Genomic DNA, 25,308 nt, shown 5'->3' on the forward strand with positions numbered 1-25,308 from the left:
CTAGACAGCCGCTAGCGCCTCTCTTGCGTTTGAAGATACCGGCACCTTCGGGTGCCGGTATTTTTCTTTCTTTCGTGCGAATCTTTCCCCGCTTTTGAGTTGCCGGAAATATCTGCTGAACAGGCGATTTGTGTAAATCCGGGGATAGTATGTAGAGTTAATTCTCGTTCCGCACAAGGGCCTATAGCTCAGTCGGTTAGAGCGCATCGCTGATAACGATGAGGTCGCTGGTTCGATTCCAGCTAGGCCCACCACGGAACAATGGGGCATTAGCTCAATTGGTAGAGCATCTGCTTTGCAAGCAGAAGGTCAGGAGTTCGATTCTCCTATGCTCCACAACTAAACACACAGGTCAGGGTCTTGCCGGGAACACTCCCAGCAAGGTCCTGACTGTTTTGTTTCACACGATGATTCTTCTACGCCGCGTTCTTGCGTATGGGGGAGTCGATTTCAGTCCCCACTCGGTCTAGATCTGAGTCAAAGAGATCCGCGTAGGTGTCCAGCGTCATCTTGGCATTGGCGTGTCTAAGCATGCGCTGTATTGCTTTTACATTGGCTCCTGCTTGGATGCCGGTGCTTGCTGCGGTGTGTCGGAGGTCGTGAATGGTGAGAAGCGGGAAGGTTGGCTCGTTCCATCGAATGTCCGTATAAGCCAATACTCTAATGACGGTGACCGTCGGGCATGGTACGTGGCCTGCGGGACTGGGCCAAGTGAGCATGAGGCGCTCATGGCTTTTGTCCCGCCGGTACAATACTGAACATCTGCACTCGGCGTTGGGCTATCTCAGCCCGGGCAGGTATGCGGAGAATTGGAAGAAAAAGCAGCAGGCAGTCGCTGAAGCCTACTGAACCTAATTCTTAGACCACCCCAGCATGGGTACCAAACCTCGGATGATAGCGATTAAGAACTTGGTACATAGCCGGCGTTGAGGTGTTCAAGCTGAATATATGCAGGCAGGAAACCAGTAACGGGATGGTACCCAGCCGCCGTGACCCATGTTGAAACGTCGGTTATTTGGTTAGCATCGATAACCTCGCACGTGACATGTGGACCGATAGAGTTTTCGGCAAAAACCTCATTCACTGCGAAGGACAATTCCTGATTGACGGCCACTCTGTCTGTGTATTCAGACTCGAACGCGACCGCCACCCTAATCAGATGCCTCCCACTGGCAGACGTTTTTCTAGCATGAGCTACCCCGATCCATGACAGGCCTTTAGTGCAACAGTGGCGCAGAGCACGGCGAACGGCGGCGAGCGCGAGTGCCTGATTTGTGGCAGCTATTGATCGTGCCCCTAAAGCACGGGGCCATAGCACGGGGAGTTCCAGCGACGTGGTCTGTGGGGGTGCAGCGTTGGGAAAGGAGGTGCTGACGCCGGCCTCTTTCGGCGGATCGAACCACAGTAACTCAATCGGGAAGTCCGTAAAGGAATCGATACCCAGGTCACCGAGAACATCACACACGTCATGTGCCACAGTGCCGAGTGGCGCCTGCGCATCGACCTCAACTGTCAACAGTGGTTGATGAATGGAACTTTCCACAGCGGAGATGCAATTGGCACGCACGCCAAGCACGGAACACACTGAACTTGCGGTGCTGCCGGACGCGAGACCCCAAGTGCTGAGAGATTCCCAGATCAGCGTCGGTGTTACAGCTGCGGCGAGACAATCAGGATCAGCCAACGCCTTTTCCTGTTGTAACTTAGAAACAAGTTCCGAGGATGCGAGATAGCCGCCGCGGTGAATTGCACGATCGACGATGCTTGTTCCTGGGATGAAACTGCGTACCCGGATGATGCCGCTATCTGGGAGCCGACGAATACTGAGCGAAGTCCGTTGGGCAGGTTCTCTCAGTGCGTCATCGGCTGTGCGGGCGGCGCTGTCACCCAACACCTGCGTTAAGGATTGGACAGGGAGAAGATCAGTGCTGAGCGGGATTCGGTACAGAATGATTGGTGTTTCTTCAGCATCCGGTTCATGGACGGTGCTAGGGAACGCCTGGTGGAAAATGATGTTGTGGAATACCGACTCGCAATGAACGCCACTTCCACATGCGCTAGCGAAGGCCTGTGCCCGGTCAACGATGTGCCTCAACACAGATTCTGTGAAAAGAGGATCATCTTCCTGAACGTGCAGGGTGATCACCGGAGTGGTGGTTGCAGAGTCATCATTAACTTTAAACGCCACGCTATAGGCGAGGCGGCCACAACCAAGCACTTCCTGGGTGTTTAGAGAATCCGAACGAAGATCCTTTACATACTTCCGAGTAAGTTCCCGTACCACCGCGCCCGTGAAGTATTCACGAACAGCAAGAGCTAGCAGCCCTAATGACTCGGCCATATTCCAGGCAGGGATATGTTCTGAAAGAGCCGATCCTATTGCGGAGTTGCTGAGGCGCTGAGCTGCAGCTAATGCTTCCTTGGGACTGTAGTCGGGGCGGCGATCAGCGGCAGACGACTGCCTGAAGGAGTAGTTTTTGCTCCCACACGCGCTATCGCTGACATCCAGGATGACGAAGTCATGGTCGATGAGCTCATAATGCGTTAAACAGAGCTGCTGGTGGTACACATAATCCAGCACAGATTCATCACTAGGAGCTCCGGCTAGCAACCACTGAATATGTGTGTACTCACGCTCAATGTCCTCGAATGTTGTGGCGCGTCCCCCGGCGCTCTGGATTAAGATTTTTCCGGGAGAATCCCCCGGAAGAACAGCCAACGCCTGGCAGTTTCGTGGGATGGCTAAACCACTGGTCCACGCTGCAATTCCAATCCAGCGCACATAGTCAATGGACATGGTCATTTCGTCAGTTTAACCTTTTGCCTTCCAGGCCAGTCTCGTTCGCCAATAACATCTGCATCGACTAGATTCCGCCAGCTCACGGGATGAGCAGATTTATGGCAATATGCACGTGCTGTAACCCTCTGTCCGCTCCCGCCACCGGATCGGATTGTTCCGGTGGGGCAAACGGTCTCTACTACTGGTCAGAAGCGAAGTCTCGATTACTTCTCGTGTCATTAGATCAAGGGAGGATTCAGCATGGGTCAAGACCGTTCAGGGAATCCACTACCAGCCCATCACGCTAAGGGCCAGCAAGGAACAAAAGCACCTGGGATTTTCTTGTATCTGCGGTGATCAGGCACTTTCTGGTTAAGTCCCACGTGGTCTCCTGTAGACCCGAAAGTGCAACAATAGCGGAACACTGTTCCGTCCTCCGGGAAGTGGGCAGCTGAGGTTCAAACTGTGAATGAGCAGGTAGTGAAACTATGAAACGATTTGTTGAAAGTCGCACTTTCATTCAAAGTTTGACACTTTGATTCTCAGTTTGATGCAAAGTCGGAATCCTTGAGGAGATGGCTAGGCAGGGAAGTTCTACGCATTGTCCGTTAGGTCATCACTCTTGCCTGTTTGGCTTTCCTTCTTGCTCTCAGCGATGCGTTGGCGGAGGACTTCGGCGCGTTCGCTGTCGCCGAAACCGTGTCGTTCCAGTACTTCCAGTACAGCTTCGTCGCCGGTGATTTCTCCTTGGAAGATACGTCGGACGTCCTCTTCGTCTTGGGTTGTCATGGTGTATCCGGCCATGGTCATGGAGGCGCGGACAGCGGCTACTTTTTGATCTTCGGTGCGGTTGTCGGCGGTCATGGTGTTGCCTTTCGAATTCGACGGTGATGTCGTCTAGATCAGTCAGAAGTCACTCGGCTTGTGTAGGTCTTTTCGCAGCCTCTACGCAGTCCTGCATGGTTAACTCGGGTCGTTTTCCAGCTGCCTGATCGGCGAGCGCTTGAACATCTTCGGCAGTAGGCTTCCACCCCTCATGAACTCCGAGTGTTAGGGCTTCTGCAAGGTCGGCGCGCTGAGCAGAATCAAGTGGTTGGAATTGCTCAGGGAAGGCATCAGTCCACTGATCGACGCCTCGGATGGTGTTGAAATTGACGGCCACGTCCTAGTCCTCCATTTCGGTGGATGTAGTACTTACTGTAGCGATGGGGTGCGACACCTAGTTTGATTTATCTGCCCGGTAATCAAACACTTGTTTGCCTGACGACACTTCTGCGAACTGGTGGGTTTTCTTAGCAAGTGTGCGGGGATTGAAACTTTTTGGAAAACGTTCCAATCCGGTGTGGGGGAGGGCGCCGTATGTACCAATGAAGCGGCCCTGCGACAGAGCCGCGTGGAATACGATCGGTACCCCGAAGGAGCAGTACAAATGATGATTCGCAAGACCAACTCTGCAGCCAACCGTGCAGCCGGATTCTCTGTGGGCCGTGCCGCCGTCGCCGTGGCCCTGACCGGCGTGATGGGTCTGGGCCTGGTCGCGTGCAACGAAGACGATGACGCGCCGGACTCCAAGATGAGTGAAACCTCTTCTTCAGAAATGACCAGCGAGAGCAAGATGACCGAAGAGAAGATGACTGAGGACATGAAGGGCGGTGACCAAATGTCCGGCAAGACCGAGAACATGATGGAGACCGACGAAAGCATGATGCCGGACCTGCAGGGCAAGCAGAACTAGTAGATGACGAGCAGGTCGTAGGCCCCCGGGGGCTACGATGAAAACGGTGGCCGTAGTCGATAGAGAAACTCTCGAGAGCTTGATGCTGCTCACCCAACAGGGTGATGCGACGGCTTTCGCACGTCTTTACGACTGCATCGCCCCGAATGTTCTGGGCCTCAGCCTGCAGATACTCCACGATCAGGCGCAGGCAGAGGAAGTAATCCAGGAAGTATTCATCGAAATATGGCAGCACGCGGGGGACTTCGACCCAGGTAAAGGGTCCGCGAAGGCCTGGATCCTGCGCCGGACGAGGCTCCGCGCTATTGATCGTGTACGAAGTGCCATTTCCACGCTGAAAAGGGATGACCGAGAGGCGTTCCTGGTGGCGTCAATAAAGAAAGAAAGCGTGGAAGACGAGGCCTTAAGGAACGTGCAACGCCATGCCGTGCGGAACGCGCTGGAGATCATGGGCGAGCCACATAAGACTGCCATTCTGTTGGCCTACTTCGGCGACATGACTCACGCGGAACTGGCGGAAGCCACCGGTGTGCCGCTGGGAACTGCGAAGACGCGCGTGCGTGACGGGCTTCGTAAGCTAGAGAAGATCCTTAAGGAACAACGCGACGCGCTGGCGGAAGGGGGTGCCCGATGAAAGACGAGAAGCCGGACTTCGGCGAGCTAGAAGCCGACCTGGCGGACTTGGCAGAACCGGTGGCACCTCCGACGCAGTTGAAGTCGAATATTATGGATGCGATCGCTTCGGGCGAGTATCCGCAGGTCGCACCGGGTGAAGAGGTTGGTGCGGATAACGTTGTGCCTTTGTCGAAGGCATCCGGCACCCGCCGTGGATTCGCACGCACTGCCTTTGCCGCGGCCGCTGCAGTTGTACTACTGGCAGGCGTGGGGATTGTGGGCACCACCAGCGGGCTGTGGGGCGGCGGCGATAGCGCCGACCTAGCGGAGAACAACACGAACCAGTCCGTCGAAGACGGTGGGGGAGACACCTCAGAGGTGTTCTCGGATACCGAAGGCGCAGGTCAGGGCGCGAATGGCGATGAGCTGATGCAGGGTGCTGAGGCGGAAGACCACATGCACTCCATTATGGCGATGGGCGACGTGCGCAGCGTGTCGCTGAAGGCCGACGGTTCGACGCTGGACGTGGTGGTCTCGGAGGAAATGGATTCCGGCGGGGCGATGGTCAACGGTGCGCCAGTGTTGAAGGACGGCATGGGCGCGCAGGTGTGGTCTATCAACAAAAGCGGTGCCGCCCGCTCAGCCGGCGTGATTGGCCAAGACCCGCACGACAACGTCTGGATGCCGCTGCCCGCGGACACGATGATGGTGCGCGTCACCGAGGAGCCGATGGACGGGAGCGCCGCGCCGAGTGGGACCGTGCTGGCCGAGGGGAAGCTCTAGTTCCCTTCGGGCTCTACAGCGAACTTCTTGCCCTGGATGCGAATCTGCCTACTGCCGAGACTCTAAACCCGCTTTGTGTAGATCAGCCCTGGCCGCTGCAAGTAATGTGGGTTGAGCGAGCCCAAACAAACCGCAAACCCCAACCCAGGGAGCCCCACGACTTATGACCAGCACGACTACCACGTATCGCTACACCGATCCCTTCACCGGCACGCCGCAAACCATCGATGGCCCCAAAGGCAAGGCGTATTTGCTGGTGGAACGTGGGGAGGAAGTCCGTGTGGGCGACCCGCTGGGCTTCTACGACGATCACGGAAGTGCCCGCGAGGCTGTGATGGCCCGCCTTAACGAGAAAGCCCGCACCCTGCGGGATTACGAAGAGTACTTCGTCACACACGCCACCCTGCGTGCGGCGCAGTTCTAGGCACTGCGCTAACTGGGCGACTATCGGGCAAACCATCCCATGCGTAATCTGCGGCGAAGAATCCTCCCGGGCCTAAAGCGCCGGGCGAAGTGGGCCTCCCTCACGACGCTGTCCTACTCCTTCCGTGCCGCCGCTGGCGCAATTGACCTCTACGCCAACCTCTTCCCAGGCGTGAGGCTGAACAGGCGCTATGCCCTGGATCCCCGCCGCGGCTTTGCCATCATCGGCGCGGAAATCGGCATGTGGAATGCCCTCTCGCCCTCCCTGTTGCCGCACCCTTGGTGGGCCGTCGCCGGCAACGCCTCCACGTCCCAGGCGGTCGGGCACTTCAACGGCACCATCATCGCCAGCGCAGTACTGCCCGCCTTCCGCGCCGCAGGCCTGGACCTACGGAAACTCGTGAACAAGCCCGGCTACCGCGAGGCCTACCGTGCCATGCACGCCGCCGTCACCCTGGCCACCGCCGTCGCGGCCTACCGCTTCTACAAGCGCCAAGGCGAATCCGCCGCGCTGGTGAACAGCCAGCGCCTCGGCGCCCCCTCCGCCTTCGTTGGCATTGCCGTCAGCACCCTCGGCTACGGCGCATTCCTGCTGCTCGGCGAGCTACTGCAGTCCAGCTTCGACCTCACCCGGCATTCGCTGCGCCGGTTCGTCCCCGCCCCCGTTGCTGTGCCTGTGGCCGCTGGAGCGGTGGGCGTCATCGCCTACCTCATCTACGACAAGATCCTGCTACGGCAGTTCCTCGAGAAGTTCAACGAAAAGGCCGAGCTCGTAAACCGCCGCGTGTACTGGGGCTACCAGCAACCCTGGGAGCCCGAGCGTTCCGGTTCGGTGTGGTCGCACGAAAGGTGGATCTCTCTGGGCGCCCAAGGCCGCGTGTTAGTCGGCGGTGGCCCCCGGGCACGCGACATCACGGAGGTAACGGGGCTGGATGATGTGCACGAGCCGATTCGCATCTACGGCGGACTGGCCCCCGGGCGCACGCTGGAAAGCATCGTTGATCTGGTGAAACGGGAGCTGTTGCGGACGGGTGCCCTGCACCGCTCGGTTATTGTCATCCACACCTCGACGGGCACGGGATGGGTGCCGGATTGGCAGCTGGATACCGTCGAATTCCTCACAGGCGGCAACTGCGTGAACGTGGCGATGCAGTACTCCTACGTGCAGTCGCCGGTGGCCTATGTGCTTGACCGCGATACCCCGGTGCGTGCTGCCAAGTTACTTATTGACGCCGTGTTTGAACTGCTGGACGGCATGCCCAACCCACCAAAGGTGTTTGTGACCGGCGAATCCCTGGGGGCGTATGGCACGGCGGCGGCCTTCGATGGGCTGGAGGACATGCTGGCGAAGGTGGACGGGGCGGTGCTGTCCGGCGCACCACGCTTCACCAAGACAATTCGCGAGATGACCAGCTACCGCAGCGAAGGCTCGCCAGAGCGCCTACCGCTGTACGACCAAGGCCGGCACGTGCGCTTCATCAGCCACGCCGACCATCTGGACCGCGACTGGCGCGGCCAGGAGTACGGCCAGTCGTGGCAGCACCCGCGGGTGGCTGTGGTGCAGCACGCCTCCGATGCGATCGTCTGGTGGGGTACGGATCTGTTCTGGAAGGAACCCGACTGGCTGCGCGAACCCGGTGCCCGGGGCGTGCCTGCACCGGCCACCCAGCACAACGATGTAGTGGATACGCTCCGCTGGATTCCGTTTACCACCGGCTGGCAGGTGGCGATGGACATGCTGACCTCCAAGCAAACCCCCGCAGGTCACGGCCATAACTACCGTGGAATCATGGTTCCCACCTGGGAGCGGATCTTAGGCCCCGACCTGGTGCGTGCGCCCCTGAACCCGGAGCTGCAGCAGCGCATCACGGATTGGATCACGGAGCATTCACGGGACACGCGCCGGGAGGAAGACCGTTTCCTCGACCGCTTCGGCTTTGGCGTGGCACGGGAGGACTAGCCCAGCGCCTGATGCGGTGGCGTCAAGTAATCGTCGATCGGCCGCGCGATGGCCTGCAGGGCGCGCTCTTCGCTAACCCCCAGCATCCGCAGCAGATCCAGCGCCAGGTCGTCTCCGGCGGTCCTGCTGTTTAACGTCGCATCTTCGTGCAGGCGCTGCCCCAGCATCGCGTTTGCCCCGAAGACAATCGCTGCAGCCGTTTCGGTGCTGGCCACGTGGAAGGAGCCGTCGTCCACGCCCGTGCTGATCCGCTCGCGCAGCTTGCGTACCAGCTCGTTGGGCATGGTGTAGAAGTCCGGGGAGCGGCGCACAATCGACTTCGAAAGCGTTGGCACCAGGCGGTGCGCATACGCCAGGATGCGGATGTTCATAGCCGCTGCGTCGATCGAGTCCAGATCCTGATCCGCCGCCAGGTCAAAGATGCTGGCCAGGTTGTTAACCGCGTACTCCGCGACTGCGTCGAAGAACTGTGTGCGGTCTTTAAAGAAGTTGTAGAAGCTGCCGTTGGAAACCCCGGCCTTCTGGGTGATCGCCAGGATGGAAAGGTCCGTCTGCTCCTCGGCGATCAGTTCAATGCCGGCGCGCAGTAGCGCCTGTTTGGTCCGCTCGCGGCGCGTACCTGCCTGCTCGCTGCGGTTGAAGATGGCCTGCATCCACGCGGCGGTATCGATGTGTTGTTCGCCTGTTCGCACGCGCGGATTCACCCCTCTTTTGCTTAGTGACGCCTACCGTTAGAGCCACACCCGCTCCAGCATCGCTGCCATTGCGGGTATGTATAGCTTTCTTTCAGGCTAACCTATCGGCTTCCAAGGTGGCGAAAGGAGCTACTCGAAACCTACTAGAAACAAATTTCGAGCCCCTGACCTGCGATAAACAACGTACTCGAAAATGTTTCGAGTAGAATGTTAGACGATTTGGCTCCCGAGCGTATCGAGTAGTGCCGCCGCCTTTACTAGCGTTTCCTGGTACTCCGCCAGCGGATCCGAGTCCGCGACGATGGCGCCGCCGACCCCGAAACAGCACTCCGCGCCATCGTCGACGAGCGTACGGATCGTGATGTTCAGCTCCGCCGCGGAGTTGGGGGAGACCCAGCCGATCGCCCCGGAATAGAACCCGCGCGGCTGCGGCTCCAGCTCCTCGATAATCTCCATCGTCCGAATCTTCGGCGCGCCCGTCATCGAACCACCGGGGTAACTGGCCTCGATCGCGTCGACGGCATCACACCCCGCACGGAGCCGGCCGGTAATGGTGCTGACCAGCTGATGGACGTGCGAAAAACTCTCCACCGAAAATATTTTCGGCACCTCCACACTGCCCGGCACGCACACTCTGCCGAGGTCGTTGCGCAGCAGGTCAACGATCATCAGGTTCTCCGCCCGGTCCTTGGGGTTGCTCATTAATTCCTGACGCCCCCTCGCATCCGCCGCTTCGTCCTCCCCACGGGGGCGGGTGCCCTTGATCGGTTTGGCGGAGACCTCTCCCTCCGGTGCGACCTTGAGGAACCTCTCGGGGGAGGCGCTAAGAATGTGCAGTGGCGCCTGACCAGGGCGGTCGAAGCGCAGGAATGCGCCATAGGGAACCGGACTGACCTTGCGGAGCCGCAGGTAGGCCAGTAGTTCCGGTGACGGTGCGTGGGGCGAGTTCGCGCCGGGTTGCTCGCCGGGGTGTAGTGCTGGATGCTCGCCAGGCTGCTGAGTGAGCCGCGGGTTGACCAGCTCCCGCAGGGCCGGGCCGCGGGCGGTATTCGTCAGGCAGACCTCGTAGCTATCGCCTGCGGCAATGTAATCCAGGCAGCGCTGGATGCTCGCCAGGTACTGCCGCTTCGGTTGGTCGAAGTGGAAGGTCGCTACGCGCTCGGCGGGCACCGTGTCGCGGGGCGGGGTGCTGCCCGGCAAGGCTTCCAGTTCCACACCGCTCGCCCCGGAGACCTCGCCGGCGATCCGCTGCACCTCTGCGACGGTAGCGTCCAGCCACTCCAGCTGCTCGGCATGAGCCTGCCCGATGCTCGGCAGCATCGCCATTGCATAGGCCACCGAATGTGCGTGGTCGATCACGACCGCCCGGTCGGCGAACAGGAGTGCCGCATCGGGGTGGTCTTCCCGGGAGCGGGCAATATCCTCCACCCCGTATCCCAATGCGCCCACCCAGCCGAGGGCGAAGTCGCACGGCCAGTCCCGCGGGACCTCAATAGACTCGTCGAAAGCGCTTCTGAACTGCGCGAAGAACGCAGCCGAGCTTTCCACCCGTGGCATCCACGTCCGAGCGAGGGGGCCCGCGCTACTCGCCAGCACACTGAGGGCGCCGCTGTTGCCGGAGGAATCCAGCCAGGCGGCGGTGGGGGCGTCATTAAATAAAGACAAAAAGACCCGCGGCGCGACACTTCCGGTGAGGTCCCGAGTGTTTGCCTGCGGCAGCGGGATGGTTCGGAATGTGAGGCGGCGCGGGGTCATGTACGCCATTATCGCGCGCCGGATTCAGCGCGCGATCTGGGGGTGCGGGTTATAGGCGGTGCTTGCCGCCCTCGTCCGGATCCTCGCCTGGGCCATCGGCCAGCGGGAAGTCGGCCTCGGCGGCGTCGGTTGCGTCCGAGGCATCGGCGGCGCCCTGATCGCTACCAGCCTGCGGAGCAGCCGGAGCACCCGGAACAGCTACGCCCGGCCCGGGAGCGCCCGGAGCACCCGGGGCAGGTGCGGACGGTGCGGCGGGGGCAGCCGGAGCCTGCTTCTCCGCTGCCTGCTCCTCGGTCTTTGCATCGGTCTTATCGCCGGTCTTATCGGTGGCCTTAGCCTCCTCGACCTTGGCCTCGGCAGTCTCCTTAACCTCGGCGGCCTTCGCCTTAGCCTTCTCGGCAGCGCCGGTGGCCTTGTCCGCGAAGTCCTGCACCTTCGGGGTGTTCTTCGGAGCGTTCTCGCCACCACGCAGGAACTTAAACGCAGCAGCGCCCGCGGCAACCAGGATGGCCAGCAGCAGGAACTTGCCGAACAGGCCGCCCTTCTGCTTCTTCTCCTGCTTCTTCAGGCCCTTCTTCTCGGCCTTCGCCAGCGCCTTGCTCTGCGCCTTGTTGGTGGCGCGAGTTACCTTCTTGTTTAGCTTCGCGGCGCGCTTGCGGGCATCCTTTTGAGCGCCCTTGGTCTGCTTCTGCGCGCGCTTGGCTGCCTTCTTCTTGGTGGCCTCCAGCTTCTTGGCCAGCTGCTTGCGGTTCTTCTCCGCGCTCTTGGCCAGGTCGCTACCTCGAGACTCAGCCTCGTTGTACAGCTTGCTGGTCGCAGCCTGGCCGCGTTCCTGCAGCTCGTGAGCGTTGTCCTTCAGCGCAGCGGTGAGCTGAGCGATCTTCTGCTCACGCTTCTTGGCCTTCTTCTGAGCCTTCTCCTGCGCCTCGTCGAAACGGTCGCGCAGCTTCTGCGTGCGCTTGTCGATCTTCTTGCGCAGCTTCTCGGCATCCGTGCCGAGCTTCTCGGTCAGTTCATCGGTGTTCAATTCTCCGCCCTTCTTCTTTAGTGACGCCACCATCCCAGCGGCCTCGCCCTCAACCTTCTTAGCCTTCTTGGCTGCCTTGGCCTGTGCCTTCGCGGCCTTCTTCTTTGCGGCCTCGGCCTTCTTCTCAGCCTTCACGCGAGCCTTGTCCGCCTTGTCGGCGGCCTTGTCGCGTGCCTCTTCCGCCTTGTTAGCAGTGTCGGCAGTGTTCTGGGAACCGGTGGAGCTCATGTCCGCAACATCTGCAGCGGTGAGCTCGTCGGAGTGGTGCACTTGGTGGTGCCTGCGGGCAGCCGCAGCCGCACGGGCTTGCTCGAGGGCAGCCGCAGCACCCTCTTCCTTCAGCATGAGCTCCGCGACGGCCTTCACGTGAGCGGGAGAACCAGCGATGATGCCCTCTCGTTCGCCCTCCGTGGCCAGGTTGTTTCGCAGCTGCTGCAGCGCGTCGAACTCCTGGCGGCGCTTAAACTCCTTGCGGTTATTCAACATGGTGCGACCCTGCTTGGCGCCGCGCAGCGCCAGCTTCAACGTGGTGGGGTTCATCGTGCGAGATGCTCCTTGGAGATCTATTTGGGTATTTCAATATGTGTTCGTACTAACACCCATCCTAAAGAAAAATCCCCACTGGGATGGGCAATACAGCTTTTGAGTTGCCGAGGAGCCGGAAGCCGTCGCGGCTTTTTAGTACAATGGATCACCGTGACTAATAAGACTGCAACCGCAATTCTGCACACCAACCAAGGCGACATCGCCATCGATCTGTTCGGCAACCACGCGCCGGAGACCGTAGCCAACTTCGTTGGCCTGGCGCAGGGCACCAAGGAGTACTCCCAGCCCAACGCCTCCGGCACCAACGAAGGCCCGTTCTACGACGGTGCGATCTTCCACCGCATCATCGATGGCTTCATGATCCAGGGCGGCGACCCGACCGGCACCGGTCGCGGCGGCCCGGGCTACCAGTTCGGCGACGAGTTCCACCCGGAGCTGCAGTTCGACCGCCCGTTCCTGCTGGCCATGGCCAACGCTGGCCCCGGAACCAACGGCTCCCAGTTCTTCATCACGGTGACGGCTACCCCGCACCTGAACAACCGTCACACCATCTTCGGTGAGGTCACCGACAAGGAGTCCCAGAAGGTCGTCGCAAAGATCTCTCGCGTCGCAACCGACCGCATGGACCGCCCGAACGACGACGTCGTTATCGAGTCTGTCGAGATCCAGGAGTAAAAACTCCTTGCCGTGGCTGGACACGCAAGCCCGCCGGAATAGCCGGCGGTATTCCGTCACCAACGTATTCATCGCAGCCTGCTGCCTTGTGTACGTGGTGACGGTTTTTCAATCCGGCAGCATTGCCAACCCCCTCGACGGCCAATCCATGTTCGGCCTCAGCTCGAGCAACCTGGGGCGGGAGATGCTCTTCAACGCCGCCAACGTCACCCTATTCGGTGAATGGTGGCGCATCCTAACCGCCGCATTCGTTCATTTGGACCCCGCCCACCTGGGCTTCAACATGTTGCTGATCTTCCTGATCGGCCGCGATGTCGAACGCTTTTACGGGCCAGTAGTGATGCTCAGCCTCATCGTCGCCAGTGCCGCTGGCGGTGCGCTGGCCTGCATGTACTTCCAGCCGAATGTGCCCGTCGGCGGTGCCTCCACCGTCGGTTACGGGCTATTCGCCATGCTCATTTCCCTGTCGCGGATACGGCAGCGCGACCTTCGCGGGCCCATCATCCTGCTGCTGGTGAACCTCGGGTACTCCCTCATGTACTCCAATGTTTCGCTATGGGGACACATCGGTGGGCTCGCCGGAGGCGCCGTCATCGCATTCATCACCAGTACCGTTGGCGAGCAAGGCAACGGGGGCGTGGGGGCGTCAACAAGAAAAAAGACCGTCGCAGCACTAGCCGCGACGGCTATCCTGGCCTTCACCATATGGACCGGCCTGGGGTGGCACTACTAAGGTCGCCCAACTAGGGCAGTGCCGGGAAGTAACTTGGGCGCTACTTCCAACCCATGGTCATCAGCAGACCCACGATCAGTAGGGCGAAGCCGATCAGGTAGTTCCATGCGTTCAGATCGCGCATGAACGGGATCTCCGGGCCGGCAATGTAGTTAACAACCAGCCAGGCCAGACCCAGAAGCATCAGCGCGAGCATCAGCACGATGTACCAACGCGGAGTACCGCTGGAGTTCAGCTTCACGGGTGTGCGACGGTCCGCGGAAGAGGAGCTGGTGTAGTTCTCCTCAGCGGAATTAACCTTGGACTTTGGCATTGTTCAAAACCTCGAAGCGATTGACTGCGGAGCGGACGGCCTACGAGGTACCGAGCGCCCATGGGCAAAATACGTACCAGACGATAGTAGCAGCACACTGCGGCAAAGCCATGCACGCTGCCGCGCTAAACTCTTTGCTATGCGCATTCTCGTGATCGATAACTACGACAGCTTCGTCTACAACCTCGTGCAATACATCGGGCAGCTGGGCTTCAGCGGGGACGACTGTGTGGTGCTGCGCAATGACGCCCCCGAGCTTACCGGCGCCGGCAATCCAGATGGGGCCGACACGGATGCGCTGGCGGACAAACTGCGGGGCTTCGACGCGATCCTGCTATCCCCCGGACCCGGCGAGCCGAGCGCGGCAGGCCGCATGCTGGATGTGCTGAAAATCGCCGTTGAAAAGCAGATTCCACTGTTCGGGGTGTGCCTGGGGCACCAGGCGATCGGCATGCACTTCGGCGCGGAAGTCGTGCGGGCAGACGAACTCTTCCACGGCAAGACCTCGCCCGTGGCCCACGACGGCACCGGCGTGCTGGCCGGGGTGCCGAGCCCGTTCCGCGTGACGCGCTACCACTCGCTCACCGTCGATCCAGGCACCGTTCCGGAGGAGCTAAAGGTCACGGCGACCTCCGATTCCGGCATGATTATGGCGATGCGCCACCAGACGCTGCCGATCCACTCCGTGCAGTTCCACCCCGAGTCCGTGATGACGCAGTACGGTCACCTGATGCTGGCGAACTGGCTGAACGAAGCCGGGCAGCTGAGTGGCAAGGGCGAGGTTGTTCCGGCCGAACTGGTGAACCGCCTGGTAAAGGAGCAGCTGGAGGTCACCGGCGCGATCAGCGCCGAAGCCTCGATGCTTTAGGCGCGCTGGCTCTAGGGCAGCAGGTTGAAGACGTACACCGTGACGGTGATGTCCTCGTCCTTCTTGATGACCTCGCCACTGTGGATGGACTGCTGCGCGACCTCGTCCACGCGGCCCAGATCCGTGGTGTTCTTGTCCTCCCGGTGTAGCTGCTCCGGGGTGCCGCGCCAGCCGGCGGCCTGCAGCTCGCGGAACACGTCACCGAACTTCTTGCCCTGCAGGGAAGGCATTTCAAACTGGTTGCCCAGGGATACCTCCAGGGTGATCTCGCTGCCCTTGGGCAGCTTCTCACCCTCGCTGCTGGCGGAGAGCACCTGACCCTTTCGCTCCACGGAATCGACCTGGTTTACAACCACCTTGAAGCCGGCGGATTCCAGGTTCTCCCGGGCATCCTCGACCTGTTGGCCGGTGACGACCGGCACGCGGACGTCCTCCGGACCCGTGGAGACGGTGATGGTCACCTTCGTACCCGCAGAGACCTGCGAACCCTGCGGCGGAGTCTGCGTGATGATCTTGCCCTTCGGCACATCATCGCTGGCTTCTTCCTTGACTTCCTTGTTCAGAACCAGCTTGGCATCCTTCAGAAGCTGGACTGCTTCCTCGGTGGTCTTGCCCGTCAGATCCGGCACATCGGTGATCTCTCGGCCGCTGGAGACCAGCAGCTTGATCTCGGTGCCGCGAGCCACAGATGCGTTGGCTGCCGGGTCGGTGCCGATAGCCTTGCCGCGCGCGATCTTGTCGTGCGTGGTTTCCTCGACCGTTACCTCAAAGCCCGCGTCCTTGAGGATCTTCTCCGCCTCGGCGCGATCCTTGTTGGCCACCATCGGGATCTTCACCTGTTCGGCTTCGGCGATAGGCTTTTCTGGCTCATCGTCGCCGGTAAAAGCCTGGTAGGCAAAGTAACCACCGGCGATTACTGCGGCGATACCCGCCACCCAAGCGATGGGCGCCCACCAGCGACGCTTGGGCTCATCCTCGTAGTATTCGTCGTCGTACTCGCCGTCATAATCGCCGTCGTAATCGTCGTCGTAATCGTCGCCGTAGTACTCGTCGCCGTCATCATATTCGCCGCTGTACTCGCCGTTGTAGTAGCCGTCACCGCCACCGTTGCCAGCGGCTCCAGCGGCGGCTGCTCCGGCCCCAGCAGCGGCACCGTTGGCTGTGTTGTGGCTGGCGGGGATCACGGACGTCTGCGCGTCGTCTTCATTCGCATGCGCGCCCGCCGCGGCTGCACCGGCGGCCAGCCCCGCGGCGCCAGCGGCACCGGCAGCAGCGCGGCCTGCGGTGTGGGAACCAGCATCGGCCGAGTCGGCGTCATTGGTATAGGCCTGGGCGACCAGCGGCAGTTGGTCTTCGGAAAGGCGCTTCAGATCCGTCGCCATCTCTTGCGCGTCGTCATAACGATCCGACGGCGACTTCGCCATAGCGGTCAGAGTGATGGAGTCCAGGCTCAAAGCCTCGCGCTTCGACAGGTGCATGCCCGGAATCTGGGACGGCGCCTCCGGGTTTTCCTGCACGTGCTGGAAGGCAACGGACAGTGGGGACTCGCCGTGGAAGGGAGCCTTGCCCGTGGCCAGCTCGTAGAACACGCAACCGGCGGCGTAAATATCCGAACGTGCGTCGGCGGACTGGCCGCGTGCCTGCTCGGGGGAGAGGTACTGGGCGGTGCCGATGACGGCGGCGGTTTGCGTCATGGCGGAGGAGCTATCGCTCAGCGCGCGTGCGATGCCGAAGTCCATGACCTTCACCGCGCCGGTGTTGGTGATCATCACGTTCGCGGGCTTGATATCGCGGTGAATGATGCCCGCCTCGTGCGAGAAGTACAGCGCCGAGCAGACCTGGGACATGACCGCCGCGGCATCGTTCAGGCTCATCTTCCCGGAGTCCTGGATGATGTCGCGCAGGGTTTCGCCGTGCACGCGTTCCATGACGATGTACGGCACCGCACCGTCCTCGTCCGGGGTCTGGCCCGTGTCGTAGACGGCGACGATGGCGGGGTGGTTCAGCTTCGCGGCGTTCTGCGCCTCGCGGCGGAAGCGCTCCAGGAAGGTGGTGTCGCGCGCCAGGTCGGGGCGCATCATCTTCACTGCAACGTCGCGGCCGAGCAGTTCATCGGTAGCGGCGTACACGTCAGACATTCCACCGGTGCCGATCTTGGCACCGAGGCGGTATCGACCGCCCAAGGTTGTGCCGATTCGGTCCACGCCTTCTGCTCCTTTGTCTGCGTCTCTCAATGTTGCTGGCTCAGCGCCGCTAGTTAACCCCAAAATGATTTTCTAGTCACTTTGATTAACAAATCCTAGTCCAATTTGTTGTATGGACATAGTTCTATCCCTTCTACATTGTCGAAAAGAATTGTGCCTACAACACTGGTTGGCCTTCCGGATCCGCCTCCATATTGCGCAATTCGGCAGGAACATCGCTGTCCGCCGAGGTCGCGTTATCGTTCGTCTGCGGGGCGTTCGGGCGGGCAGTGTTGTGATTATCTCCATTGCCGCCGTTGCCGCCCTGACCACCATTGCCGCCGTTGTCGTTGCCGTTGCCGCGCCCGCCACCGTTCGGGATGGTCGGCAAGGTGGGGAACGAGGGCTCGCGTTCGTCGGAGGTCTCTGGCGGTTCCGGCGTGGTCTCAGTCCCCGGTGCGGGTTCCGGGCCATTCGTCGTGTCCGTCGGCCCCGGGTTTACCGGCGCGGGGGCGTTGCCACCCGGGTTGGTCGGCTCTTCTTCCTCTTCCGTCGGGCTGGTCGTAACCTCGTTGGTGACGGTCATTGTCGACGGGTCCGGCGCTTCTTCGTCGCCACCGCTGGTCAGCAGGAAGGTGGCTAACGCAAGCGCGATGATGCTCACCAGAGCCAGCACCGCGATGATCAAGCGGTTCTTTTTTGGTGACGCCCCCTGCGACCCACCTGCCCCGTGTGCAGTCGCGGGGTAGCCCGCGCCCGTGGCCGGAGCACCTGCACCAGCAGCCGGGCTGGAGGGGCCAAGGTAACCGGAACCTTGGGCTGGCCCGTGCTTTGATCCCGGCCCGTACCCGGGCCCCGACTCTGAAGGCACTCGAGTTCCCGGCCCGCTGGCAACGTTGCCCAGCTGCTCGGTCAGCGGGTGCGGTTCGGTGCTGACGTTCGGCACGTTGTGCGGCGACGGGGGTTGCTTGCCCTCGGCCACCATGACAGTGGCGGCGACAAGTTCCGCGCCGTCGGCGTAGCGAGTCCGCGGATTCTTGCGCAGGCAGACCTTGATCAATTCCCGCAGGTTGGGGTCGACCGCTTCCGGCAACTCCGGCGGGGGTTCGGAGATGTGCTTGATTGCCACGGACACGGTGGATTCGCCGGAGAAGGGGCGGTAGCCCGCCAGCATCTCGAAGCCGACCACGCCCAAGGAGTACACGTCGCTGGCCGGACCGACCTGGTCGCCCTGAGCCTGCTCGGGGGAGACGTACTGGGCGGTTCCAACCACCATGCCCGTGCGGGTTAGTGGCACCGCGGCGGCGGCCTTGGCAATGCCGAAGTCCGTGATCTTCACGAAACCATCGGAGGTGATCAACAGGTTACCTGGCTTAATATCGCGGTGCACCAGTCCGGCTTCGTGGATAGCCTTCAGCCCCGCGGCGGTTTGCGTCAATACGTCCAGCGCCAGATTCTGCGGCAGTGAGGACTCGCGCGAGAGCACATCGGCCAGAGACTCGCCACGGATGTACTCCATGATGATGTAACAGAACACCGTGCCATTGTCCGGGTCCTCGACCTCGCCGGATTCATAGGTTCGGACGACGTTGGGGCTTTCGAGGTCCTGGGCAGCGGAGGCCTCGTTGCGGAAACGCGCGCGGAACTCCTCGTTCTCCGTGTACTCCGGCTTGAGGATCTTGACGGCCACGTCGCGCAGCTTTTCGACATCGTGGGCAAGCCATACGGTGGACATACCGCCGCGGCCGATGATCCACTGCAGCTCGAAGCGTTCGCCCAAAAGCCGCTGTGTGCGTTCGATTTCGGTGCGGTCGGGTTGACGGGAATCGCTCATGGCCTACTGCTGCTCCTTCTCAGCTGCGTGGATGACGGCCCGGCCGATGGGGCCGGCCACCGAACCACCGGTAGCTGCCTGCCCGCGGTCGCCACCATTTTCCACCAGAACGGCTACCGCCACGTCGGCGGAGGTGGAAAACGCGATGTACCAGGCGTGTGGGTTGGAGTTGCGGGAATCCTCGCCGTGCTCGGCGGTACCTGTCTTCGAAGCGATGGAGGCATCGCCGCCGGCCCACTTCTCGGCCTCCACCATCAGCGCCTTCAGCGTATCCGCCGTTTCACCTGGCACTGCGCGCTTGGCCTTCTGAGGTTTGGTGGTCCGCAGGGTGGAAAGATCGCGGCCGGTGATCTTGCTAACCAGGTAAGGCTTCATGCGCACACCACCGTTGGCGATGGTCGCGGCGATCACCGCATTCTGCAGCGGGGTCAGCGCAACGTCTCGCTGGCCGATGGAGGACTGGCCGAGGGCCGCACCGTCCGGGATGTCACCCAGACGGGAAGGCTCCACGGGCAGACCCAGGTAATCGTCCTTATCGCCGACACCGAAGGCCTCGGCGATCTTCTTGAATTTATCCGCACCATGGCGGGTGGAGATGTCCACGAAGGCGGTGTTGCAGGAGCGCTTGAAGGCTTCGCGCAGGGTGGTCTTGCCGCCCCCACCGCAGGCCGCGCCACCGTAGTTTTCCAGCGTCGTGGCCGTATCCGGCAGGGTGATCTGCGGTGCGGCGGTTACGGACGTCTCTGGGGTGTCGCCCTCCTCCAGTGCAGCTGCGGTGGTGATTACCTTGAACGTGGAGCCCGGAGGCTGGATCTGTTGAGTCGAGCGGTTCAACAGTGGGGCGGAATCATCATTGGCATAGCTTTCAAAATTCGCCTTCGCCTGCTCAGCTGGCGGGCCGACGATCTGCGCCGGGTCGGCCGAGGGGGTGCTGGCCATCGCCAGCACTTCGCCCGTAGACGGGCGCAGGGCCACCACGGAACCGGAATAGCCCTTGTTGGCCAGCTGGTCGTAGGCGACCTCCTGTACCTGCGGGTTGAGCGTGAGCTCCACGTTCGCCCCGCCGGCTTCCTTGCCCGTCAGCATGTCCCACGTGCGGGTGGCGAACAGGGAATCGTCCTCGCCGGTGAGGATAGAGTTCTGGGAAGACTCGATACCCGAGGCACCGTACTGGTCGGACAGGTAGCCGATTACGGAGCCGTACTTCGCGGACATGTACGGGTACTCACGGTCGTAGAAGTCGTCGGAATCCTTCACGGACCTGGCCAGCACCTGGTCGCCGGCGATGATCCTGCCGCGTTCCTTCGACTTGGCCTCTAGGAATTGACGCGAATTCAGCGGATTCTGCGCCAGCGACTTCTGCTGGAAGCCTTGGATGTAGGTCAGGTTTGCAATGAGGGCGACCACCAAGATGAAGCTAAAGATGGCTACCGCGCGGATAGAGCGGTTCATGCTTCCTCCCTTTCCTTAATGGCCAGGGGTGTGCGGGCGTCATGAGAAATACGAAGAATAATTGCCAACAGTATGTAGTTCGCCAACAGCGACGAACCACCGTGCGACAGGAACGGCGTGGTGAGGCCGGTCATGGGCAGTAGGCGGGAAATACCGCCGGTGACCACGAAAATCTGGATGGCGATCGTCAGCGCCAGACCCGCGGCAACGAGCTTGCCGTAGGAATCGCGGGCTCGCATGGCCGTGTTGAAACCGCGCGAGACGAACACCGTGTAAGCCAGCAGCACGGCCGCCAGACCGATCAGCCCCAGTTCCTCGCCGATGGCGGCCAAGATGAAGTCGGAGTGTGCGACGGGGATGTTGTTCGGGTAACCCTCGCCCAGGCCGCGGCCGGTCACGCCGCCGAAGGACATGCCAAACAGGGCCTGGGAGAGCTGGAAGCCGTTGCCGTCGTAGTTCGCCAGAGGATCCACAAAGTTGGACACGCGATCCTGAATCTTTGCCGAAATCTGGTACACGCCGAATGCGCCGATGAAAGCCAGGCCAAAACCCAGCACCAGCCAGGAGGCGCGGCCGGTGGCGATGTACAGCATGCCCAGCACGGTGCCGAACAGCAGCAGGGCCGGGCCGAAGTCGTTCTGCGCGGCCATGATCATCAGCGCAATGCCCCACACCAGAAACAGCGGACCGAGGTCGCGCAGACGCGGGAACTGCATGCCTAGGAAGGACTTGCCGGCCACGTTGAACAGGCGGCGCTTATTCACCAGCAGCGCGGCGAAGAACAGCAGCAGCATGATCTTTGCGAATTCGCCGGGCTGGATCGAGAACGGGCCGATGCTGATCCACACCTTTGCGTCCGCGTTCAGGGAAGTAGGCCAGACGATCGGCAGAGCCGTCAGGATAAGGCCCGCCAAGCCCAGCAGATACGAGTAGTTCTGCAGCGAGCGGTGATCCCGCAGGAAGCCAATCACCAGGGAGAACAGAACCACACCCAGGGCGGTCCACATAATCTGCGACTTCGCCAGTGTGAGGCCCGATCCGAGGTCCAGACGGTAGATCATCACCAGCCCCAGGCCGTTGAGCAGCGCCGCGATGGGTAGCATGATCTGGTCGGCCTCCGGAGCCGTCCAGCACACCACCAGGTGCGCCACCAGGAAGGTCAGGAAGAAGCCGCCGACCAGGTAGAACACCTCGGAGCTGATTTCCTTGCCCTGCGAGATCTCCAGCGCCACGATGGCCAGCAGCAAAATGATGGCGGCCAGCAGCAGCAAGCCAGCCTCGGTGCGTCGGCTAAAAAGCTTCATGGGTTACTTCACCTCGCGGCAGGAGACTCCGGGGGTCGTGAGGTCTTCGGGCGCGTCGCTCTTCTTTTCGCTCTTTTCTGTGCTGCTCTTGTCCTTATCCTTATCGTCATCCTTGTCGTCTTTGTCGTCCTTGGCCTTGGCCTTTTCTTTGTCTCCGTCTGCCGGCACTCGCGTCACACAAACCGGCAGAGTCTGCTCCGCCAAACGGTTGACCTGACCCGCGACCTTGTCGTAGGAATCCTCCGGCAGGTCCGACAGTGCGCCCTGCGCCGCCGGAGTCAGGTCGGAGGTCTTAAACAGGTGGCAATCACCACCCGCACCCGGATCCACGAAGGTCGCCTTGCCTTCGTCGTCCAGGCAGACGTCCTGGTGCACAGAGTTCAGCTTGAATCCCATTACGGAAGAATCAGTGCCGTTCATCACCTTGATCTGTGAGTTATCCGCGGTGACGTAGTACGTGTCCTTCACTCGTTGGTACATCACATAGGTCACCGCGCCGCCGGCCAGCACAACGGCCAGGATGATCGCCAGGGTCACCCACAGGCCGCGCCGGGATTTCTTCGGCTTCCTGGTCGCGCTGGGCTCTGCATCGCCTACGCTGTGGTCATCGCCGTCGACATTGTGGCCGTTACCTGTGCGATCGTGGCCACCGTTGGCCGTCGCAGGTTCGGGCTCGTCGTCTTCCTCGTCCTTTTTTGGTGACGCCGCCGTCGTCGTCGACAGCCCTTGAATTGCCGCTGCGCGGGCTGCCGAAGAATTCGGTCGTGGCATATCCACTGCCTCACCTGCAATGGCTCCCGCCATCACCGGACGGGGTGGCAGGGTGAGCTCCGGATCCGTCGGGGCGTTGGAGTCGGCGTCAAAACCAACAACATCGGCAACAACAACGGTGACGTTGTCCGGGCCGCCGCCACGCAGCGCCATCTCAACGAGCTTGCGGGCAGCCTTCTCCGGGGTGCCACGGGAGAGAATCTCGCGGATCGTGTCGATGCTGACCGGATCCGAAAGCCCGTCGGAGCAGAGCATGAAGCGGTCGCCGACCTGCGTTTTTTCGCGCCACAGGGTGGGTTCCACAGGCCGGCCGGTGAGGGCCTTGAGAATGAGGGAACGCTGTGGGTGGCTGCTTACATCCGCGGGGTCGAGCTTGCCCTCATCGACGAGGGACTGCACGAACGTGTCATCCTTGGTGACCTGGCGCAGCTCGCCGTCGCGCAGGCGGTAGCCACGGGAATCGCCGATGTGGCAGATGGCGACCTCGTCCTCGCGGAAGAGCATGGAGGTCAGGGTGCAGCCCATGCCGTCCAAGTTTGGGTGCTCGTCGACGTGTGCGGCGATGTCCTGGTTGCCCTCGTCCGTGGCCGTGGCCAGCAAGTTTTCCAACTGATCGCGGTTGTTTGGCTCGTCGATCAGCGGGGAATCCAGGGGACTGAGGGCATTGATGAGGAACTGGGAGGCAACTTCGCCGGCGGCGTGGCCACCCATGCCGTCAGCCAAAGCCAGCAGACGCGGGCCGGCATAGGCGGAGTCCTCGTTGTTGCCGCGCACCAAGCCACGGTCAGAGCACGCCGCATAGTTCAGCGTGCGCCCGATGTTGCCGTTCTTGCCCTCGGTCATGCGTCCATCCTCACGTGGGTTTGGCCGATGCGGATTTCCATACCGGCGGAAAGCTTAACGGGCTGGTCCAGGCGCTCGTTACCGATCCAAGTGCCATTGCGGGAGTCGAGGTCTTCGACGTACCAATCCGAGCCGCGGCGGATCAGACGCGCGTGAGTGCCGGAGGCAAAGTCATCCTCCAACACCAGCGTGCACGACTGCGAGCGACCGATGGAAACGTCCTGATATCCCTTGAGGTTCAACGTGGTGCCGGTCAGCGGACCACTGGTGAGCTCCAGGGAATTAGGCGCCTTGTGCCTGCGGAAAGCATGGCCGGAAGAGGAGGGCTCGTTCATGGGGCCGGCGTAACCCGCTGAGACGGGAGCCATCCCGGCAGGAGCCAAGCCGGAGGTCCGATCCGCATCCTTCTTGAGGGAGCGAACAGTCATCCAAATGAAGAACCACAGCAAAAGCAGCAGGCCAATCTTGACCAGCAAAAGCAGCGTGGTCTGCACGGTATTCAACTCCTCATTAAGGTCGGCGGGCTCAGTGAGTACTCAATGAACCACTCAATAGACACAGGCGCACACAGCCCCGCGGGGCACATGTGTATGTGAATAGCCTAGTTTAGATGACCCTGAAGGAGTAGGGCGGAAGGGAAAAATAGGGTTAGTGGAACTCCACGCCGATCTCAGAGTGGCCGAGAGAGATTATGTCGCCGCTGGCCAGCAGCCAGTTTTCGATCGGGGTGCCGTTAACGGAAGTGCCGTTGGTGGACTGCAGGTCCGTCAACACGGCATCGTAGCCGTCCCAGGTGATGTCTGCGTGCTGGCGGGAAACACCGGTATCGGGGATGCGCAGATCCACTCCGTTGCCACGCCCGATGATGTTGCTGCCCTTGCGTAGTTCGTAGGTGCGATCGGAGCCATCGTGCAGTGTGAGGGTGACCCGCAGTTCGCGCTCGCCGCCGTCCGCGCCCACGCCTCCGCGCACGGGGGAGGGAGTGGACTGCACAATGACCTCGGTGCCCGGGTAGCTCACCGGACGTTCGAAATCATTGCCATCCTGCTGGTTCTGCCAATCCTGCTGGTTGTTCACGGCGCTTTCCTTCTGTTCGTCCTGGGCTTGGTGGCCGCGGGAATCCCAAGATTCCTGGGGTTCCTGGGATACCGGGGATGCCGGGTGCTCAGAATCTTCCGCTTGCTGTGCCTGATCCGACCACTGATTGCGCGCGAAATCCGGGGCGGCGCGGTGCACACCTGCCGCGCTGGCAGCCCCAGCGCCGACTGCGCTCGCAGCGGCGGCGCCAGTAGCGCCGGCCGGCTCGTCGTGGTGGCGCTGTGCATCCGCCGGCGACACTAGATCCCCTAGAGACCGTCCGGAGCTGGGGTTTTGAGCGTCGCTGGAAGGGTCGTCGTTGGAGCTAGGGGCGTCATAATCATGCGATACCAACGAACGCTCGCCGGGCTGCGACGACGGCCATTCCGGGCGACCGTCGTCTTGAACAGCTTGCGGGTAAGAATCGCTATATCCACCGTCTGGGTTGCCGTGAGAAGGCTGGTTGCTTGCCGCCGCACCGGCATCTTCGCCAATAGCGACGTTTGAGCTGGAGCCATTTTCGGTGCGCGGAACGTCGAATCGGGCGTCGGCGCGCATCTGCCCGGAGTGCAAGCCGTCGTGGGCGGAAAGGTTCACTTTGACCGGCTCGTTTGTGCGCCAGCCCTGGTTACGAATGAAGCGGCTCAGGCGATCGCCCATCTCCTCGGCTAGGCGCGGGCGGGACTCGGTGAGGCTGGCGTAGTCGCGGGTGCTGACGAGTACCTGGAAGTAGCTGGGGGCCAAACGCTGGCCCTGGGCATCCGTCATGACGGATTCTTCGGCGTACTGCTTAAGAACCTCGTCGATCTCGGTTGGAACAACCTCGCCGCCGAAGACACGTGCGAAGCCGTTATCCAGCCCGCGCTGAAGCGAGCTGTCGAGCTTCTTGAATCGTCCAAACAGACTCATTGTCCGTAGTCCTCCTGTGTCGTCCTGT

General features: G+C 61.4%; 23 protein-coding genes and 2 tRNA genes. 10 read left to right on the forward strand and 15 right to left on the reverse strand.

What is annotated here, in order from left to right; all coding sequences use genetic code 11:
* The first annotated feature begins 177 nt into the window (after positions 1-177).
* Together Q0331_RS02665 and Q0331_RS02670 are read left to right on the forward strand one after the other, a co-directional pair.
* Positions 178-254 (forward strand) — tRNA-Ile (locus Q0331_RS02665).
* Positions 255-263: 9 nt separating this feature from the next.
* Positions 264-336: transfer RNA gene (locus tag Q0331_RS02670), tRNA-Ala, on the forward strand.
* Positions 337-416: 80 nt separating this feature from the next.
* Here the strand turns inward: Q0331_RS02670 and Q0331_RS02675 are convergent.
* The 4 genes from Q0331_RS02675 to Q0331_RS02690 form a co-directional block, all read right to left on the reverse strand.
* Positions 417-719, reverse strand: a complete 303-nt coding sequence (locus tag Q0331_RS02675) for a tyrosine-type recombinase/integrase (RefSeq protein ID WP_367274951.1) — start codon at positions 717-719, stop codon at positions 417-419.
* Positions 720-901: 182 nt separating this feature from the next.
* On the reverse strand, positions 902-2,797 hold the full coding sequence (locus Q0331_RS02680; protein ID WP_298074644.1) for a hypothetical protein: 1,896 nt from the start codon (positions 2,795-2,797) through the stop codon (positions 902-904).
* 576 nt (positions 2,798-3,373) lie between these two features.
* Entirely contained in the window at positions 3,374-3,643 is a 270-nt protein-coding gene (locus tag Q0331_RS02685) for an antitoxin VbhA family protein (RefSeq protein ID WP_298074646.1), read from the reverse strand.
* Between the two features lie 49 nt (positions 3,644-3,692).
* Positions 3,693-3,941, reverse strand: a complete 249-nt coding sequence (locus tag Q0331_RS02690) for a hypothetical protein (RefSeq protein ID WP_298074648.1) — start codon at positions 3,939-3,941, stop codon at positions 3,693-3,695.
* Between the two features lie 267 nt (positions 3,942-4,208).
* On the opposite strand from Q0331_RS02690, the gene Q0331_RS02695 reads away from it, so the two are divergent.
* From Q0331_RS02695 to Q0331_RS02715, 5 genes are all read left to right on the forward strand, one after another.
* On the forward strand, positions 4,209-4,514 hold the full coding sequence (locus Q0331_RS02695; protein ID WP_298074649.1) for a hypothetical protein: 306 nt from the start codon (positions 4,209-4,211) through the stop codon (positions 4,512-4,514).
* Between the two features lie 37 nt (positions 4,515-4,551).
* A complete protein-coding gene (locus Q0331_RS02700; protein WP_298074651.1) occupies positions 4,552-5,148 on the forward strand; it encodes a sigma-70 family RNA polymerase sigma factor in 597 nt (198 codons plus the stop codon).
* Positions 5,145-5,912, forward strand: coding sequence for an anti-sigma factor (locus Q0331_RS02705; protein ID WP_298074653.1), 768 nt, complete (start codon positions 5,145-5,147; stop codon positions 5,910-5,912). The genes Q0331_RS02700 and Q0331_RS02705 overlap by 4 nt, the downstream gene beginning before the upstream one ends.
* 163 nt (positions 5,913-6,075) lie before the next feature.
* Positions 6,076-6,336, forward strand: coding sequence for a hypothetical protein (locus Q0331_RS02710; RefSeq protein WP_298074655.1), 261 nt, complete (start codon positions 6,076-6,078; stop codon positions 6,334-6,336).
* A gap of 39 nt (positions 6,337-6,375) precedes the next feature.
* Positions 6,376-8,295 carry an alpha/beta-hydrolase family protein gene (locus Q0331_RS02715; protein WP_298074656.1) on the forward strand — a complete coding sequence of 640 codons (1,920 nt, stop codon included), beginning with the start codon at positions 6,376-6,378 and terminating at the stop codon, positions 8,293-8,295.
* Here the strand turns inward: Q0331_RS02715 and Q0331_RS02720 are convergent.
* The 3 genes from Q0331_RS02720 to Q0331_RS02730 all read right to left on the reverse strand — a co-directional run bounded on the left by Q0331_RS02720 (position 8,292) and on the right by Q0331_RS02730 (position 12,312).
* Positions 8,292-8,987: a TetR/AcrR family transcriptional regulator gene (locus Q0331_RS02720; RefSeq protein WP_298074658.1), complete on the reverse strand. Its 696-nt coding sequence runs from the start codon at positions 8,985-8,987 to the stop codon at positions 8,292-8,294. The two genes, Q0331_RS02715 and Q0331_RS02720, sit on opposite strands and share 4 nt — an antisense overlap.
* A gap of 213 nt (positions 8,988-9,200) precedes the next feature.
* Positions 9,201-10,754: an anthranilate synthase component I family protein gene (locus tag Q0331_RS02725; RefSeq protein ID WP_298074660.1), complete on the reverse strand. Its 1,554-nt coding sequence runs from the start codon at positions 10,752-10,754 to the stop codon at positions 9,201-9,203.
* A gap of 40 nt (positions 10,755-10,794) precedes the next feature.
* Positions 10,795-12,312: a hypothetical protein gene (locus tag Q0331_RS02730; RefSeq protein WP_298074663.1), complete on the reverse strand. Its 1,518-nt coding sequence runs from the start codon at positions 12,310-12,312 to the stop codon at positions 10,795-10,797.
* 156 nt (positions 12,313-12,468) lie between these two features.
* Between Q0331_RS02730 and Q0331_RS02735 the strand changes: the two genes are divergently transcribed.
* Both Q0331_RS02735 and Q0331_RS02740 read left to right on the forward strand, forming a co-directional pair.
* Positions 12,469-12,993, forward strand: a complete 525-nt coding sequence (locus Q0331_RS02735; RefSeq protein ID WP_005292634.1) for a peptidylprolyl isomerase — start codon at positions 12,469-12,471, stop codon at positions 12,991-12,993.
* A 7-nt stretch (positions 12,994-13,000) separates the two neighbouring features.
* Positions 13,001-13,726 carry a rhomboid family intramembrane serine protease gene (locus Q0331_RS02740; RefSeq protein ID WP_298074665.1) on the forward strand — a complete coding sequence of 242 codons (726 nt, stop codon included), beginning with the start codon at positions 13,001-13,003 and terminating at the stop codon, positions 13,724-13,726.
* Positions 13,727-13,766: 40 nt separating this feature from the next.
* Here the strand turns inward: Q0331_RS02740 and crgA are convergent, their stop codons facing one another.
* Positions 13,767-14,039, reverse strand: a complete 273-nt coding sequence (gene crgA / locus Q0331_RS02745) for a cell division protein CrgA (protein WP_239200987.1) — start codon at positions 14,037-14,039, stop codon at positions 13,767-13,769.
* 139 nt (positions 14,040-14,178) lie between these two features.
* On the opposite strand from crgA, the gene Q0331_RS02750 reads away from it, so the two are divergent.
* Positions 14,179-14,907: an aminodeoxychorismate/anthranilate synthase component II gene (locus Q0331_RS02750; RefSeq protein WP_298074667.1), complete on the forward strand. Its 729-nt coding sequence runs from the start codon at positions 14,179-14,181 to the stop codon at positions 14,905-14,907.
* An 11-nt stretch (positions 14,908-14,918) separates the two neighbouring features.
* On the opposite strand, the gene pknB is transcribed toward Q0331_RS02750, so the two are convergent.
* The 7 genes from pknB to Q0331_RS02785 all read right to left on the reverse strand — a co-directional run bounded on the left by pknB (position 14,919) and on the right by Q0331_RS02785 (position 25,280).
* Complete coding sequence (gene pknB, locus Q0331_RS02755) at positions 14,919-17,111, reverse strand: Stk1 family PASTA domain-containing Ser/Thr kinase (RefSeq protein WP_298074669.1); 2,193 nt, start codon at positions 17,109-17,111, stop codon at positions 14,919-14,921.
* A gap of 157 nt (positions 17,112-17,268) precedes the next feature.
* The gene (locus tag Q0331_RS02760; RefSeq protein WP_298074671.1) at positions 17,269-18,924 is read right to left on the reverse strand and encodes a serine/threonine-protein kinase; all 1,656 of its coding nucleotides are present in this window, start codon (positions 18,922-18,924) and stop codon (positions 17,269-17,271) included.
* Between the two features lie 3 nt (positions 18,925-18,927).
* Entirely contained in the window at positions 18,928-20,376 is a 1,449-nt protein-coding gene (locus Q0331_RS02765; protein WP_298074673.1) for a penicillin-binding transpeptidase domain-containing protein, read from the reverse strand.
* Positions 20,373-21,680, reverse strand: a complete 1,308-nt coding sequence (locus Q0331_RS02770; RefSeq protein WP_298074675.1) for an FtsW/RodA/SpoVE family cell cycle protein — start codon at positions 21,678-21,680, stop codon at positions 20,373-20,375. The genes Q0331_RS02765 and Q0331_RS02770 overlap by 4 nt, the downstream gene beginning before the upstream one ends.
* A 3-nt stretch (positions 21,681-21,683) precedes the next feature.
* Positions 21,684-23,294 carry a protein phosphatase 2C domain-containing protein gene (locus tag Q0331_RS02775; RefSeq protein WP_298074677.1) on the reverse strand — a complete coding sequence of 537 codons (1,611 nt, stop codon included), beginning with the start codon at positions 23,292-23,294 and terminating at the stop codon, positions 21,684-21,686.
* The gene (locus Q0331_RS02780) at positions 23,291-23,788 is read right to left on the reverse strand and encodes an FHA domain-containing protein (protein ID WP_298074679.1); all 498 of its coding nucleotides are present in this window, start codon (positions 23,786-23,788) and stop codon (positions 23,291-23,293) included. The genes Q0331_RS02775 and Q0331_RS02780 overlap by 4 nt, the downstream gene beginning before the upstream one ends.
* A 154-nt stretch (positions 23,789-23,942) precedes the next feature.
* The gene (locus Q0331_RS02785; RefSeq protein WP_298074681.1) at positions 23,943-25,280 is read right to left on the reverse strand and encodes a DUF3662 and FHA domain-containing protein; all 1,338 of its coding nucleotides are present in this window, start codon (positions 25,278-25,280) and stop codon (positions 23,943-23,945) included.
* Positions 25,281-25,308: the final 28 nt, after the last annotated feature.

The organism is uncultured Corynebacterium sp. (assembly GCF_937999985.1).
Classification (GTDB): domain Bacteria; phylum Actinomycetota; class Actinomycetes; order Mycobacteriales; family Mycobacteriaceae; genus Corynebacterium.